Annotated in this window: 12 protein-coding genes; 5 read left to right on the top strand and 7 right to left on the bottom strand. The window is 62.8% G+C overall.

Annotation, left to right across the window (positions count from 1 at the left end; genetic code table 11):
- Positions 1-21 precede the first annotated feature (21 nt).
- Positions 22-393, bottom strand: a complete 372-nt coding sequence (locus tag AC1RJY_RS17965) for an META domain-containing protein (protein WP_011773123.1) — start codon at positions 391-393, stop codon at positions 22-24.
- 478 nt (positions 394-871) lie between these two features.
- On the opposite strand from AC1RJY_RS17965, the gene AC1RJY_RS17960 reads away from it, so the two are divergent.
- Positions 872-1,132, top strand: a complete 261-nt coding sequence (locus tag AC1RJY_RS17960; RefSeq protein ID WP_498602882.1) for a hypothetical protein — start codon at positions 872-874, stop codon at positions 1,130-1,132.
- Positions 1,133-1,250: 118 nt separating this feature from the next.
- On the opposite strand, the gene AC1RJY_RS17955 is transcribed toward AC1RJY_RS17960, so the two are convergent.
- The gene (locus AC1RJY_RS17955) at positions 1,251-1,988 is read right to left on the bottom strand and encodes a GAF and ANTAR domain-containing protein (protein WP_043469656.1); all 738 of its coding nucleotides are present in this window, start codon (positions 1,986-1,988) and stop codon (positions 1,251-1,253) included.
- 142 nt (positions 1,989-2,130) lie between these two features.
- Here AC1RJY_RS17955 and AC1RJY_RS17950 point away from each other — a divergent pair, with 142 nt between their 5' ends.
- Positions 2,131-3,951, top strand: a complete 1,821-nt coding sequence (locus AC1RJY_RS17950; protein ID WP_498602881.1) for a thiamine pyrophosphate-requiring protein — start codon at positions 2,131-2,133, stop codon at positions 3,949-3,951.
- On the opposite strand, the gene ilvD is transcribed toward AC1RJY_RS17950, so the two are convergent.
- Positions 3,948-5,810, bottom strand: coding sequence for a dihydroxy-acid dehydratase (gene ilvD / locus AC1RJY_RS17945; protein ID WP_498602880.1), 1,863 nt, complete (start codon positions 5,808-5,810; stop codon positions 3,948-3,950). The two genes, AC1RJY_RS17950 and ilvD, sit on opposite strands and share 4 nt — an antisense overlap.
- Before the next feature lie 86 nt (positions 5,811-5,896).
- On the opposite strand from ilvD, the gene AC1RJY_RS17940 reads away from it, so the two are divergent.
- The gene (locus tag AC1RJY_RS17940; RefSeq protein WP_014920495.1) at positions 5,897-6,724 is read left to right on the top strand and encodes a helix-turn-helix transcriptional regulator; all 828 of its coding nucleotides are present in this window, start codon (positions 5,897-5,899) and stop codon (positions 6,722-6,724) included.
- Between the two features lie 2 nt (positions 6,725-6,726).
- Here the strand turns inward: AC1RJY_RS17940 and AC1RJY_RS17935 are convergent, their stop codons facing one another.
- Positions 6,727-7,836, bottom strand: a complete 1,110-nt coding sequence (locus AC1RJY_RS17935; protein WP_286176372.1) for a YhaZ family DNA alkylation repair protein — start codon at positions 7,834-7,836, stop codon at positions 6,727-6,729.
- Positions 7,837-8,058: 222 nt separating this feature from the next.
- Between AC1RJY_RS17935 and AC1RJY_RS17930 the strand changes: the two genes are divergently transcribed.
- Both AC1RJY_RS17930 and mptB read left to right on the top strand, forming a co-directional pair.
- On the top strand, positions 8,059-8,955 hold the full coding sequence (locus AC1RJY_RS17930; RefSeq protein ID WP_498602879.1) for an SGNH/GDSL hydrolase family protein: 897 nt from the start codon (positions 8,059-8,061) through the stop codon (positions 8,953-8,955).
- Positions 8,956-9,141: 186 nt separating this feature from the next.
- Positions 9,142-10,749, top strand: coding sequence for a polyprenol phosphomannose-dependent alpha 1,6 mannosyltransferase MptB (gene mptB / locus AC1RJY_RS17925; protein ID WP_498602878.1), 1,608 nt, complete (start codon positions 9,142-9,144; stop codon positions 10,747-10,749).
- On the opposite strand, the gene AC1RJY_RS17920 is transcribed toward mptB, so the two are convergent.
- From AC1RJY_RS17920 to AC1RJY_RS17910, 3 genes are all read right to left on the bottom strand, one after another.
- Positions 10,746-12,134: a glycosyltransferase 87 family protein gene (locus AC1RJY_RS17920; RefSeq protein WP_011773091.1), complete on the bottom strand. Its 1,389-nt coding sequence runs from the start codon at positions 12,132-12,134 to the stop codon at positions 10,746-10,748. The two genes, mptB and AC1RJY_RS17920, sit on opposite strands and share 4 nt — an antisense overlap.
- Positions 12,043-13,347: a glycosyltransferase 87 family protein gene (locus AC1RJY_RS17915; RefSeq protein ID WP_498602877.1), complete on the bottom strand. Its 1,305-nt coding sequence runs from the start codon at positions 13,345-13,347 to the stop codon at positions 12,043-12,045. Before AC1RJY_RS17915 ends, AC1RJY_RS17920 begins: the two co-directional genes overlap by 92 nt.
- A gap of 115 nt (positions 13,348-13,462) precedes the next feature.
- On the bottom strand, positions 13,463-14,581 hold the full coding sequence (locus AC1RJY_RS17910; RefSeq protein WP_017200773.1) for an EAL domain-containing protein: 1,119 nt from the start codon (positions 14,579-14,581) through the stop codon (positions 13,463-13,465).
- Between the last annotated feature and the right edge of the window lie 16 nt (positions 14,582-14,597).

Below are 14,597 nucleotides of genomic sequence, written 5' to 3'. Positions count from 1 at the left end.
AAATACTTCTACTGAGGACCGCTATTTGCCCGCGAGCGTGCCGATCTGGGCTCCCCCTTGACCGAACACCGCCAGCTTTCCGTCTTCCTGGATCTTTGCTGTGGCGGCATTGGAAAGCCACGTGTCAACACCCTCGCAGGCCATCCGGGTGGACGCGAAACCTCCGAACGCGATAGTTTTCCCGTCCTCTGTCCAGGACCCCATGAGCCTGTTGCAGCCGTCGGTTCCAGACACACTGCCATCTGACTTTAGGTCAAGGGAGGGTTGCTTGGTGTCGCTGGTGTCACCCCACACACCGACGAAAGGACTGGTGCCGCTTCCCGCGCAGCCGGCCAGAAGGGCTGCCGCAACGAACGCCAGGGAAACAGTGCGGAAAATGCGAGTCTGCGCCATGCGGTCAGCTTAGGTCTAGTTCTCCAAGATTCACCAGAGTTCGGACAGCTCTGCCTGCCACCATCTGTTGGCGTTCACATGATCGTGCGGTCGGTCGCGACTCAGACGACCGACCGCACTAGCCCGTTTACGCAGCGATGGCGCCCCGGGCGGGCCCCAGAACCCGCCACACCCATCGCTGCTAACTCCGTCGATGAACCGCAACGCAGCCGAAAAGGGCAACGGCGCAGTACGCGGTTCAACGACATGGGCACTGGATAGGTGCTTTGACCTGCGGAAACGTGACGCGGAGTTGGGAGAATTATTTTCTGCCACTGCTTTTCTGATACTTCACGGCGAGTGCCCGGCCCTGTCCGAGGGGTTCGAGCCGCAGACATCCACCAGAATCGCCTCCTTAATCGCCGACACTTTTCCCCCTCTCAGAACACTCATGAGTAGTAAGAGAAAATGAGCAACTGACGCCTCGCAGGAGCAAATCGTGAAGTTACCCCTAGGTCTCGCCGTCCCAGCATTCACGGAGGCTTCGGACATCCACCTTCTGATAATGGTCGGCTTGGTCTTCTTGACTGGAGTCGCAGGGGCGGCCACCGTTAGCTTGCTCCTGCTGCTTGCACCACTGGCCACATTGTTCCTGGGGCGCAACAAGCCCGGCAGGAAGACCGACGTGAAGCAAAAGAAGACCGACGGCGGTTCGACGCGCCTGCCGCCGCCGCTCACCCTTGGCGACGAGGCTGCTTAAGGTCAGCTGCCGCCGTCGTGGGTTACTCGCGGCTGGCCCGGCGTCACAGCACCAGCCTGGAACTTTGGCCCGAGGACCGGCGTCCTCGGGCCGCGCGAGCGTGGGCAGATTGTGGAGTTCAGTCCTCGAAGCGCAGATGATTGTCGGAGCCGCCCGTGAGGTGGGCGATGATGTCCGATGCAACGGCGTGAAGTTTCTTGTTTCTGTGGCTTGAGGCCTTGGTGAGAAACTCGAACGCCTCGTCCTGGCTGCAACGGTTCTGGGCCATGATGACTCCGCAGGCGAGGTCGATGACTGTTCTGGAGGACATGGCCGTTTTCAGGTCGGCGTTGAGCTGCTCCACGGTTTCGATTCTGATGGCCAGGCGCAATGTACTCCCGGCAACGTCAGCGAACGCGGCGGCTTCAGCAATCACGGCCTCCGTGAAGGTACCTGCTGTGGGTGCGAAGAAGTTGATGACCGCTTGGGATGTTTCACCCAAGTCCATGGGTACCCCCAAGGCACTGTGGATGCCTTCAGCCGCCAAGGCGGCGCTGTAACGCGGCCAGTTGGTGTCGGTGGCAACATCAGCCAGCAGCACCGGATGGCCAACATCCAAGGCTTCCAGGCAGGGACCTTCCCCAAGTCCCTGTTCAATCATGTCCAGTTGAACTGCCCTCTCGCTGCTGCCGGCGACGGTGGCGGTTCGCTTGCGCCGGCGCAAGGTCAGGGCGCAGTCGATGTTCTCGCCGGCCACCTTGCTCATCGCATCGCAGGCGAAGCCGGTCACACCGTTCAGGATCCCGTGGATGTCGGAGCTGCCAACCACCAGCTCGTGCAGGCTTCTGATGTGTTCGGCACTTCCGGTGGTTTCCATGAGCCTAATGGTAGGAAGTGTTCCGCTTTCCGTCACCCATTGCCGGGAAACCGGCCCAACGCACCTACCGCCCCGCGTGCCGCATAACTAAGCATGCTTACTATGGTCCAGGCGGTACACAACTACTGACGAGGAGCCAGGCATGACCCAGCGAACGGTTTCGGACCTCATTGCCGAACGCCTCCAAGCGTGGGGCGTTGAGCGCGTCTTCGGTTACAGCGGTGATGGCATCAACGGTTTCATGGGCGCCCTCAGCCGCGCCGAAGACAAGATCGAGTTTGTCCAGGCGAGGCACGAGGAAGCAGCGGCTTTCATGGCGGTGGGGCATGGCAAGTACACGGGCGGCGTCGGCGTCGTGACATCCACCCAAGGCCCCGGCGCCGTCCATCTGCTCAACGGCCTCTACGACGCCAAGATGGACAGCGTCCCGGTGGTGGCCATCATCGGCCAGCAGAGCACCACGGTCCTGGGCTCGGCTTACATGCAGGAGATTGACCTGCTGACGCTCTTCAAGGATGTCGCAGCCCAGTTCGCACAGTTGGCGAGCTCACCCGAGCAGGTCCCCATGCTGATCGATCGCGCGTTCCGCACGGCACTGGAGACCCGGTCCCCTTGCGTTGTCATCGTGCCGCACGATATCCAGACCGCCGAAGCCCCCGAGCTCAAGCAGGAACACGGAATAGTGGTTACCGCTCCCGTCTGGCATCCGGCACGGGTCATGCCCCGCGAGGAAGAGCTGGATGCCGCAGCGGACATCCTCGCCACAGGTGAACGGATCGCGCTGTTCGTTGGGCAAGGTGCCCGTGGAGCTCAAGAAGAAGTTGCGGCGCTGGCCGAAAAGCTCGACGCCGGAATCACCACCAGCCTGCTCGGCAAGCCTTACGTCGACGAGACCCTCCCTTTTTCTGTCGGCACCATGGGCCACCTCGGCACGACTGCCAGTGCGTTTCTGCTCGAGAACTGCGACACCCTGCTCATCATCGGGTCCAACGATCCCTGGACCGAGTTCTACCCGAAGCCCGGCACCGCCAAGGCTGTGCAAATCGACATCGATGGCCGCAAGATCGCCAACCGATACCCCGTTGAGGTGGGCTTGGTGGGCGACGCGGCAGAGACCCTGACCGCACTGAACCAGCGCCTGGCATCACGAAACCAGCCATCACGCACCCAGTGGCGTTCCGACGTCGAAGACCAAGTCCGCGCGTGGCGTCGCCTTTCAGAGGAGCGCGCCAATGTCCCCGCCGAGCCCGTGAATCCGGAACTGGTGGTGCGGGAGCTCAACGGCCGGCTCCCCGACAACGCCCAGGTGAGTATCGACGTCGGCAGTTGCGTTTACTGGTACGCCCGCCAGTTGATCCTTCCGCGCGGAGTCCCGGCTCACCTGAGCGGCACGCTCGCCAGCATGGGATGTGCCATCCCCTACGGGTTGGCGGCGAAGCTCGCGCATCCTGACCAGCCGTTGGTAGCGCTGGCCGGGGATGGCGGCATGCAGATGCTGGGCGTCGCGGAACTCATCACGGTGGCGCACCGCTGGCGCGACTGGACGGACCCCCGCTTCGTCGTCTGCGTTTTCAACAACCGAGACCTCGCCGAGGTTTCCTGGGAACAGCGCGAGACCGAAGCCGAGCCCAGGTTCACCGCCAGCCAGGAAATCCCCGACTTCCCCTACGCGGCCTATGCGGAGCTGCTGGGCTTGGCGGGAATCCGGGTGGAAGACCCCGCCAAGCTCGGCGACGCTTGGGACTACGCTTTGTCCGCGGATCGTCCGGCTGTCATTGAAGTCCTGACCGATCCCGGCATCCCGCTACTCCCGCCCTTCCCTGCCGGAGCAGAGAAGCTGGAGGGCATGCGCTCCGCGCTCGCCCAAGAAGGCGCCGAAGGTGAGCACGCCCGCCAACTACTGGACATCTATGCGGAGGGCGAGTCCCGGCTGCGGGACTCTCAAGGCAAGCAGCAGCCTTAGAGGTTTTCCACCAGTGAGACGTCACGTACAGCACCCTTATCCGCGGACAGTGCCATGGCGGCGTAAGCGCGCAGGGCAGGAGAGACCTGGCGGTCACGGTTCTTGGGCTTGTAGCCGCCATTGACTTCCAGTTTTTCGCGGCGTTCGGCGAGGATCTCGTCGGAGACCTGCAAGTTGAGGGAGCGTGTAGTGATGTCGATGCTGATGATGTCGCCGTTTTCCACCAGTGCGATGGCGCCGCCCGAGGCAGCTTCCGGGGAGATGTGCCCGATCGACAGGCCGGAGGTTCCGCCGGAGAAGCGGCCGTCCGTGATGAGGGCGCACTTCTTGCCCAGGCCGCGGCCCTTGAGGAAGCTCGTTGGGTACAGCATTTCCTGCATGCCCGGGCCGCCCCTGGGGCCTTCGTAGCGGATGACCACCACGTCGCCTTCCTTGACCGTCTTGTTGAGGATCTTTTCCACGGCTTCGTCCTGAGACTCGCACACAACTGCCGGGCCTTCGAAGATCCAGATGGACTCGTCCACGCCTGCGGTCTTCACCACGGCGCCGTCCACTGCCACGTTGCCGCGCAGCACAGCCAGGCCGCCGTCCTTGGAGAAGGCGTGCTCCACGGAACGGATGCAGCCGCCCTCCGCGTCGGTGTCCAGGGAGGTCCACTCGTTCGACTGCGAGAACGCGGTGGAAGAGCGGACGCCACCGGGAGCCGCGTGCCACAGCGCCTGTGCTTCCTCGGTGGCCTTGCCGCCGCGGATGTCCCAGTCGTCCAACCAACCGTCCAGGTCCGCGGAGTGCACGGAGTGGACGTTCTTGTGCAGGAGGCCGCCGCGGTTCAGCTCACCCAGCAGTGCGGGGATGCCACCGGCGCGGTGCACGTCCTCCATGTAGTAGGTCTTGTTCCCGGCGACGTTCGGGGCCACCTTGGCCAGGCAGGGCACCTGGCGGGACTTGGCATCCATCTCGGCCAGGCCGTACTCCACCCCGGCTTCCTGGGCCGCAGCCAGCAGGTGGAGGATGGTGTTGGTGGAGCCGCCCATGGAGATGTCCAGGGCCATGGCGTTGTCAAAGGCCTCAGCGGTGGCGATGGAGCGCGGCAGCACGGAGTGGTCGTCGCCGTCGTAATAGCGCTTGACGAGCTCGACGACGGTGGCGCCGGCTTTCTCGTACAGCGCCTTACGCGCGGTGTGGGTCGCCAGAACGGAGCCGTTGCCCGGCAGGGCGAGGCCGATGGCCTCGGCGAGGCAGTTCATGGAGTTGGCGGTGAACATACCCGAGCAGGAACCACAGGTGGGGCAGGCGTTCTCTTCGATGAGGTTGATGTCTTCATCGGAGATGGATTCGTCCACCGCGTCGGCAATCGCGTTCACCAAGTCAAGGGAGCGCACGGAGCCGTCGGTCAGGGTCACGCGGCCGGCCTCCATGGGGCCGCCGGAAACGAACACCACGGGGATGTTCAGGCGCAGGGCGGCCATGAGCATGCCCGGGGTGATCTTGTCGCAGTTGGAGATGCACACCAAGGCATCGGCGCAGTGTGCGTTGACCATGTACTCAACGGAGTCGGCGATCAGGTCACGGGACGGCAGCGAGTAGAGCATGCCGGAGTGGCCCATGGCGATGCCGTCGTCCACGGCGATGGTGTTGAATTCGCGGGGCACAGCGCCTGCGGCGAGGATCGCGTCGGAGACGATCCGGCCCACAGGGGCGAGGTGGGTGTGGCCGGGGACGAATTCGGTGAAGGAGTTGGCCACGGCGATGATCGGCTTGCCGATGTCCGTGCTAGCGACGCCGGAGGCGCGCAGCAGTGCGCGTGCGCCAGCCATGTTGCGGCCGTGGGTAACTGTTCGTGAGCGTAGTGCAGGCATGAATACCATCCTGCTGTTGTTCTACGGCGGGTGGAAGACGGTGTGGCTACTAGTAGTGAAAGTACCAGAGTAATAGTGTTGGATGCGTGAAAGATGAGAGGCGTAAGGAACTGGGGCTTTTCCTCCGGACCCGCCGCACCCAGGCCCTGCGTTCGGACTACGGCCTGCCGCCGGTAGGCCGATCCCGCGAGCGCGGCCTCCGCCGGGAAGAGATCGCGTTCCTCTCAGGGGTCAGCGTCACGTGGTACACGTGGCTTGAGCAGGGCCGGGATATCAGTCCGTCACGGCAGGTCCTTGAGTCCATAGCGCGGGCCCTGCACTTGTCCGATACCGGGCTGAGCTACGTGCTCTCCTTGGGCGGCTACTCGTCTGCTCCGCCTAAAGGACCGGTGGCCGCCGATGCGCCAGCCCATGTCCAGCGCCTGCTGGATGCCCTGGACCCCAACCCTTCTTATGCGCTGTCCCCGGACTGGGGCATTGCCGGCTGGAATCGCGCCTACGAAGCCCTGTACCCCAACATCGGCACCTTCAATGCCTCGGACCGGAACCTCCTGTGGCTCGTCTTCACCGATCCGTACATCCGCGACCTGCTGCCCGACTGGGACGTCACCAGCAAGAGGTTCCTGGCTGAGTTCAGGGCCGAAACAGGCCAGCGGCTGGGCGATCCCGACGTCGAATACCAAGTAGAGCGGCTCAAGGAAGCCAGTAGGGAGTTCCAGGAAAGCTGGGACAGGTACGACATCCTGGGCTTCGAATCCCGCGAGCGTCAGTTTCACCACCCGGCGGTCGGCGTACTGCAGATGGAGCACCACCAGGTGTCACCATCGGACCGGCCGGACCTGCACATCGTGGTCTACACGCCGGCGCCCGGGAGTGATGCGGGCGCGCAGATGCAGCGGCTGATGGGTGCCTGACGTCAGCCGGGCTCCTTCTTGTTCACGACGAAGTTCGCAGGCACCGATGCGATGCCATTTGCCTGGACTACCACGTAGTGCTGCCCGGGATAGTAGGTCCGGGTGGTGATGGGGCGGAAGGAGTGTTTTTTTGAGACAGTGACGGTTTCACCGGGCGCAATCCGGCGGGATGTGAGCTTGAAGGTTTTGGCGCTTACCGTGCCGTTGAAACGCTGGAAACCGATGGAATAGTCAATGGCTGCCGTGGCGGGCTGGGAGCCCTTATTCTCTATCTCCGCTGTAAATTCCACGGTTCCGTCCCACGCGATGGCCGGGTGGAGGATCCGGGGCTCCATGACCACGAGTCGGCCACCCGAGTAGCCGAGGAGTGCCAGTGCCTCGGGATTGCCTTGCTTGACCAGGGTCCTGAGTCCGTGGCGAATAACCCTTGCCGTGGTGGCATCCGGGTTCCCTGACCAGCGGCGCGCCGTGGCCACCACCAGCAGTGGATCAATCCGGCTCAGATCGTTGAGATGGTTTGCCGCGGATCGTCGAACATAATCGGCATCGTCCTGGTAGGTGGCATCGAGGATCCCCTGCGTTGCCGCTGGATTGGCCACCAGCCACGGCACTCTCTTGGCCCATGGCAGGTAGGCGCGGGAGCCCTCTGTTGCGAGTCGGCGGACGTTGTGGTCATGGTGGTTCGTCCAGCTTTGCATGGTCGCGATGGCCCGTTCCGGCCGGGCAGCGATGAGGTCGCGGATGGCGAACTCTCCCGTGAGCCGGACAGTCAGGCGGGAAAGCACCGCGAGTGCGGCGTCGAAGTCGGCGAGTGCCCCGGATTGGAGCGCCCTGCCGGTCACCACTTCGGAAACCGGCCAGAGCATCCATCCTGTAAACCGTGGGTCGTCGAGAGCATCGAGAAAGATCCGCTCAACCGAGGAGCAGCCTGCCGGAAGGTCTTGGAGCAGCGCGTCCCTCACGATATCCACGCGTTGCCGGAGACGTTCCCCGTCAAGGGACGGGCGTGAACGCTCCAGGGTTGGCAGGTCAACGCCAGGCCCGGAGCCCATGAGGATGGACCGCAGTTCGGTCACCACACTGGAATCGATCAGCTCATCCATAGCGCCCATGTTTTCTCCTTCGCCGGTGCTGTCATCGTAGGCGATGGGAGGGACACCCAAAGCGCGCACAAAGCCGCCCACCCACCGGCGGTGCGCTGGACGCAAGCGGCCCGGGCGACACAACGCCACAGACCTGACGAGCATCACCGGACCCCTCGCCGTCGTCGTCGAATAGTGGATCCAACCAGGCCATCCATGGCGCGGCGCGTTCAGTAAGCGCACTATGGGGAGATGAACGCCCACAGTGCCAACGGAATGGCGCAGGGCGGTTCCGGTAGCTTCGGGGCTGGCCTGCACCCGTGGAGCCGTTATGTGGCTTTGGGCGATTCGTTTACCGAAGGTTTGGGCGATCCTGAACCGCGTAGCCCCGGTGGCCTCCGCGGTTGGGCGGATCGGGTTGCCGAAGAGCTGAGCACGGGTCACCAGGATTTCGCCTATGCCAACTTGGCCATCAGTGGACGGCTGCTGCACCAGATCCTGGAAGAGCAGCTGGGGCCGGCCATCGAGCTGCAACCTGATCTGATCACCCTCAACGCCGGCGGCAATGACCTGCTCTTCCACAGGAGCGATCCGGACAAACTTGCCCTTGAGTTGGATGCAGGCGTGGAAAGTCTCGCCAGGACCGGCGCCACAATCGTGCTCTTTACCGGCCCGGACTGGGGCGCTACCCCGGTGCTGGGCTTGGCCCGCGGCAAGGTGGCGATCTATAACGAGAACATCCGGGTCATTGCGGCCCGGCATGATGCCCTGATCGCGGACCTCTGGGCACTGCGCCAGCTGACGGATCCGCGCATGTGGGATGCGGACCGGCTGCATTTTTCTCCGCTGGGCCAGCACACCATTGCCATCATGGTGCTGGACACCCTCAATGTTCCGCACTCCCTGGAACCATTAACCCCGAAAGCCCTGCCCGAGCGGAACTGGCGTGAGGCACGCGCAGGTGACATGGTATGGGCTCGTGAACACCTCTTCCCGTGGGTTGTGCGTCGCCTGACACAGCGAAACGCCGGCGACGGGCGCCACCCCAAGCGCCCGGAGCCCGGCCCCGTCTTCGGCGCGGGCATGCCGCCGGGAAGCTTCGTTGGCAGCGATCCCCGCAACCTCACCGCCAAGGATGACTCCTTGTAGAACCGGACGGGAGAGGCCGGACCGCAAACTGCCGGTGTATGCAGTCCGTCACCCTTTGCCGCGCCTGTGGTGGTGTTGGCTGGATCGACGCTAAAATTTCACTTGCCGCAAGTACAAGCTCTTGGGCATCAATCTGCGTTTCATTTCTTAGGAGCGCCATACCGTGAGTGGGGGAACCGACCAGTCATGACGGCAGGCAGTACCCCCCGTCCGCTTCCCGGGACAGCAGCGGCCACGAACCAGCCTTCAAGCACTGCTATCAAGGCCCCACAACCAGCGGCTCCTGCAACAAAGCCTGTAGCGTACCCAGCTATCTTGCAGGGGTTCCTCGGCTCCTTGTTCATGTTTGCAGGGTCCATCGGCATCGGGTGGATCGCCAACGGTTCCCCGATGATTCGACACCCCATAGTCATTGCCCTGCGCACTGAAGGCTGGGGCGTGACGGTCTCTGCCGTCCTCCTGACCGTGGGTGCCATGTTGCTGGTCCGGTCCTGGCTGAGGTTGGGCCAACGGATGGGCAGCTGGGAGGGCAATTCCCTCAAAACGATCGTTGCAGCGATCGGAGCCTGGTCCCTTCCTTTGTTGTTCGCTGTGCCCGTGTATTCGCGTGACGTTTATGCGTACATAGGCCAGGGCAGGCTGATGATGGAGGGCCAGGACCCTTACGACGTCGGCATTTCGGCTTTGAATAACTGGTTCGCTTTGGGCGCAGACCCGGCTTGGGCGGAAGCCCGTACTCCGTACGGGCCCTACTTCTTGTGGATGGCCCACGCCGTGGTTGCCGTCACGGGAGCCCAGCCGGACGTATCAGTCCTGCTGTTCCGGCTGCTTGCCGCCGGCGGGGTGTTGTTGTGCGTTGTGTACGTGCCCAAACTCGCTGAGCTCCATGGAATCAACGGCGCCAGGGCGCTTTGGATCGCGGTGGCCAACCCGCTCTTCCTCATCAGCTTCGTGGCCAGCGCCCACAACGACGCCATCATGGTGGGCTTCGCCGTTGCGGGAACCTACTTCGCGGCCACCAAACGGCCTCTCCTGGGCATCCTCCTGGTAACACTGTCCATCGGGATCAAACCGGCCACCGTGCTCTTGCTGCCCTTCATCGGCCTCATGTGGGCAGGCGCCGGTGCGTCTTGGCCGCGCAAGTTTGGAATTTGGGCAGCTACCGCGAGCATAAGCTTCGCCATTCTGGTGGTCAGCGGCATCCCTTACGGCCTGGGCCTTGGTTGGGCGTGGGCCATCACGGACCCCACCCCCGGCTTTACTGGCTACTCACCGTCGGGATTCCTGGGCCAGCAGATCGAGTTCCTCGGCAACGCTCTGGGGCTGCCTGGCAATGCGATGGCTGACGTCCTGCGAGCCGCCATGAAGTGGGGCGCGGTGGCTTTGGTGCTGGTATTGATGTTCCGCGGAGATCATTCGCGCGTAGTGCGGCGGATGGCTCTGGCCTTCGCGGCGATCGTGCTGCTCTCCCCCATCATTCAGCCGTGGTACATCCTCTGGTTCGTGCCTTTCCTGGCCGTGACGGGGATCAGGGACGACTGGCAGATGCGGTGCCTCTATGTCGGGGTGACGTTCTTTGTGGTGTTCGGTGCGCAAGACCAGCTATCGGTCTGGTCCTTCGTGGAGGTCTCGGTGGACCTGTCCTCACTGGCCTTCGCCATCGCATTGCTCTTCGCGTTCTACCTGGTGTTCCTGGACATTCATACCCGCAGGCTGCTGGTTCAAGGCAAGCTATCGCGCTGGGTGGGGCAGACTGACCGTCGCCTGCTCCACCGCCCTCCGACTATCCGCTAAAGCGCTTTCGGCACCACCGGGGCGCCGTCGCGGTTCACGCGCCGTCCCAGCTCAACCGTCCGCTGCACGGACCACCACAGCAGAACCACCAGCAGGACATTCCGGGTGGTCAGCACGGCTGCCATGACCGGGTGGGCGTGTATGAGCGGGGTGTAGAACAGCGGATAAATCACGAACGTGGTCATGGCAATCGCCATCAGCAACGCGGCCGGTACCTTCCAACGGTTCCAGTCGTGCGTCAGGCCCGCAATGATCACGGGTGCCAGCCAGATGATGAATTGCGGCGAGCCCACTTTGTTGAACACGATGAACGCCGTGGTCATCATCAGGGCACCTTCGAGGAACAGTTCCTCGCGCTCCGCACCGCGCTTGAGTGCACGGATCAGGAGGATAGCGGCCGCGATCGCGGCAACAATCAGCAGCGGCTGCATCAGGAAAGCAGCCACTTCGGCACCCGGCCCGTACACCTCCGTGGAGTTAATGGCTGTGTTGTCGGCCATTTTGGAGCCGGCAACGTTGAAGACACTAAGCCACACCCAGGGCGTGGAGAAGGTGGCTTCCAGCTGCATACCGCGCTCACCCTGATTGATCAGGAAGTCGAGGATGTGGCTGAAGCCACCAGCGAGGTACGTTCCAAACCCTACGACGGCGGTGACGCCCACCCCGGCAGCGATCATCTGCAGACGGTTGCGGGAAGCGATGATGATCGGTACCAGCACCGCTGCGGGCCACACTTTGATCCACGTTGCGATGCTCAACAGGACAGAGGCGACAACGGGCCTTTGAGCAGCGCAGATCAAGGCAATCAAAACAATGGAGGTGGTGATGCCCTCAACTCGGGCAAAGCTGAGATACCCCATGAACACGGTGAAAAACAGCCACCACCATGCGGGCGCGATCCCGCTGACCCGGCGCGGGCCACGCGTCAGGTACCACAGGCCCAGCGCGTTGAGGGCTGTGATGAGCAAGGTCCACATCAGCAAATAGAGGTCCGGACCGGCAATGCCCGCCAGGAAAATGGGAATCTGGGCCAGCACCGGATAAACCCAGGGACTGATCTTCCCGCTGAGGTTCTCCGGGTTGTAACCGTCCATGGCCCACTGACGGTATTGCTCAGTGTCACTGAACGTGTTGCCGCTGAGGAAGAAGGACGCCATCCAGCACAGGAAGTAGAAGTGAACCACGGCAAAGCCCCACCAGACGCTGCCGGGGCGGGCGAACCACGCTATGACTGCTGGAGGCAGGACACGGCTGCGGAGACGGACCAGCTGGTCGAAGAACGTCGCGGAAATCTTAGTGCTCCTTGGCAGCTGGGGCGGTGACCACGGATGGCTTGCGGCCCAGTGAATACAGGCGACGCGCCGACCAGAAGAAGAGAACCACAAGCAAGACGTTGCGGATGGTCAGGACCAGCGCCATCCAAGGATTGTTGTGGCTCAGTGCATCGTAGAAGAGCGGGTAAATGAAGTAAGTGGCAACGGCGATGACTATCAGCATGGTGGCCGGAACCCGCCACTCTTTCCAGTTGTGTGCCAGCCCCACAGCTACAGCCGGAGCAAGCCACACCATGAACTGCGGTGAACCCACTTTGTTGAACACGATGAAGGCGGTCACCAGGGTGAGGGCTCCCGAAAGGAGGAGCTCTGTGCGGTCCACTCCTCCGTTGAGCTTGCCTTGGTGCAACGCCCAGAACGTCAGACCGGCGACGGCGGCTGCGGCAAGGAGCAACAGCGGCTGCATCAGCACGGACATGAATGCGGTACCGGGCCCGTCCACCTGCATGGAGTTGATGTCTGTGTTCATGTACATGCGGGAATCCCCCACCCCGAGCACCGACAACCACAACCATGGTGTGGTGAAGGTTGCTTCGAGCTGCATGCCGCGGTCTCCCTGTTGTGTCAGGAAGTTCAGCAACTTGGGGACGGCACCCACTGCCGCGGCGAGCCCAACTACAACCGCCGTCGTCGCAATTCCTGCCGCCACAACGTGCAGGCGCTTCCTGACCACAGCGAACAGGGCCAGCATCACAGCGGCGGGCCATACCTTAACCCAGGTGGCAACGCTCAGAAGGACCGACGCGACGAACGGCCGGGTAACACCGTAAACAAGGGCCACCAGCACTATGGGTGCCGTGAGTCCGTCAACACGGGCGAAGCCCAACCAACCCATGAGGAAGACGAATACCAGCCACCACCAGGCAGCCGGGATTGCTTCCTGCCGACGGCCGCGGTCGGTGAGTTTGAGCACCGCCCAGCCGTTCAGCAGAGTGGTGAGCAGGACCCACAGGAAAAAGAAAGGGCCTGGACCGGCAATAGCTGCCAAGCCCATAGGAATCAGCGCCAGGATCGGGTATACCCACGGGCTGGGTCCGCCTGTGAGGTTTGCGTCGTTGAACCCTGCCAGCGCCCAATCACGGTAGATGAAGGTGTCGCTGAAGGCTTCCCCGCGCAATGAGAGCACGGCGGCAAAGACCAGGAACACCAGGTGAATCACCACAAAGCCCCACAACAGGCCACGCGGGGAGTTCATGCGTGAAGCCAACCTCGCTGGGATTGTTTTATCGCGAAGGTCCGCGAGCATACTGAAAAAACTGTCCATCAACGAAGAACTTCCTGGCTAGGTGGGTCCTTGCCTCAGCAATCCCCAATTTTCATGGGACCGAAAAACCCCCGCATGCTACTTTACGCGAGTCACCCAAATGCCCGGCAGTTGCCTAGCCTGCGGGCTGGGCTTCGGTCTGCGCGCGTATGCTCCATGCGGACCAGTCCAGGGGGTGAACGGAGGGTCGACCCAGCAGGTAGCCTTGCGCTGCTGTGACCTTCAGCGCGGTGACTTCATCAAGCTCGGCTGCGGTTTCGATGCCTTCCGCAATGATGTCCGCGCCGATCTCCCGGGCAAGCTCCACAATGGCCCTGGCCCGGATTTTCTGACCGTCGCTGCTTTCTATTCCCTCAATCAGATGGCGGTCCAGCTTGATGATGTCCGGGCGCAACTGTTCAATCCGCTCCATGGAAACCAGGGCGGCTCCGGACGCACTGATGGCCAGCCGCAGGCCCAGGGTTCGCAGTGGCCCCAGGCCGTGGTCGCCGGTTTGCCCTTCCACGGATTCCAAGCTGCCCGTCAATTCAACAATGATCCTGTCCGGAGCGAGTGCCGCCGCAGCCAGAAGGTTCCGCACGCGGGGGTCGCTGGACGTTGCGGGGGTGAGGTTCAGCGCCACGGACATGTTGTCCGGGACGTCGTGCGCTGCCGTCAGGGCGCAGTGCAGCGCGGCAATTTCGAGTTCCGTTCCCAGTCCGGCTGCCGCAGCCTCGTTGAACCAGACATCGGCTCCGGCGCCATCCTCTCCGACGAATCTGGTGAGCGCCTCTACGCCCACCACCTCGCCGCCGGGCAGTGCATGGACGGGCTGGAAGGCTGTCAGCAAGAGTTTGTCCGCCAGGATCGACTGGATGCCTTCACGGACTTCGTGGCTGACGGGTACCGATACTGTCCTGGCTGTATCCGAGGACTCCAAGTGCAGGCTGGCAACTTCACGCTGAACGGGGACCTTGGCCGCTGAAGCTGGTGTCTTGCGGGTCTCGAGCAAGTGCTCCAACAAGGCACGCTCGGGATTCCCGGGACGTGCCTCAACCAAGGCGCGGAGGTTGTTCCTCGCTCCTTCGCTCCGGGCGTCGCTGTCCGCAAGGATGGATTCAATGATGTCCAGCACTTGTTCGCGCATGGTCATGTCTTCGCTTGCCGGCGCCTTAACAGCGTCATCGGCCGCAGCAGCGTCATCCTTCGGTGAGCTGCCGCTTTCCGGTTTAAAAGAGCCCGCGTCTTGAGCCATTAATTATTCCTTTGTG

The organism is Arthrobacter sp. GW822-FHT05G07, assembly GCF_058799755.1.
The sequence above is the reverse complement of the archived record's forward strand: the minus strand, read 5'-3'. Positions and strand labels throughout refer to the sequence as shown.

Bases quoted from the DNA above. Each gene is read 5' to 3' on its own strand.
- AC1RJY_RS17950 (WP_498602881.1), top strand. From the start codon at position 2,131: ATGACCCAGCGAACGGTTTCGGACCTCATTGCCGAACGCCTCCAAGCG.
- AC1RJY_RS17935 (WP_286176372.1), bottom strand. From the start codon at position 7,836: ATGGGCGCTATGGATGAGCTGATCGATTCCAGTGTGGTGACCGAACTG.
- AC1RJY_RS17910 (WP_017200773.1), bottom strand. From the start codon at position 14,581: ATGGCTCAAGACGCGGGCTCTTTTAAACCGGAAAGCGGCAGCTCACCG.
- mptB (WP_498602878.1), top strand. From the start codon at position 9,142: ATGACGGCAGGCAGTACCCCCCGTCCGCTTCCCGGGACAGCAGCGGCC.
- AC1RJY_RS17915 (WP_498602877.1), bottom strand. From the start codon at position 13,347: ATGGACAGTTTTTTCAGTATGCTCGCGGACCTTCGCGATAAAACAATC.
- AC1RJY_RS17930 (WP_498602879.1), top strand. From the start codon at position 8,059: ATGAACGCCCACAGTGCCAACGGAATGGCGCAGGGCGGTTCCGGTAGC.
- AC1RJY_RS17955 (WP_043469656.1), bottom strand. From the start codon at position 1,988: ATGGAAACCACCGGAAGTGCCGAACACATCAGAAGCCTGCACGAGCTG.
- ilvD (WP_498602880.1), bottom strand. From the start codon at position 5,810: ATGCCTGCACTACGCTCACGAACAGTTACCCACGGCCGCAACATGGCT.
- AC1RJY_RS17965 (WP_011773123.1), bottom strand. From the start codon at position 393: ATGGCGCAGACTCGCATTTTCCGCACTGTTTCCCTGGCGTTCGTTGCG.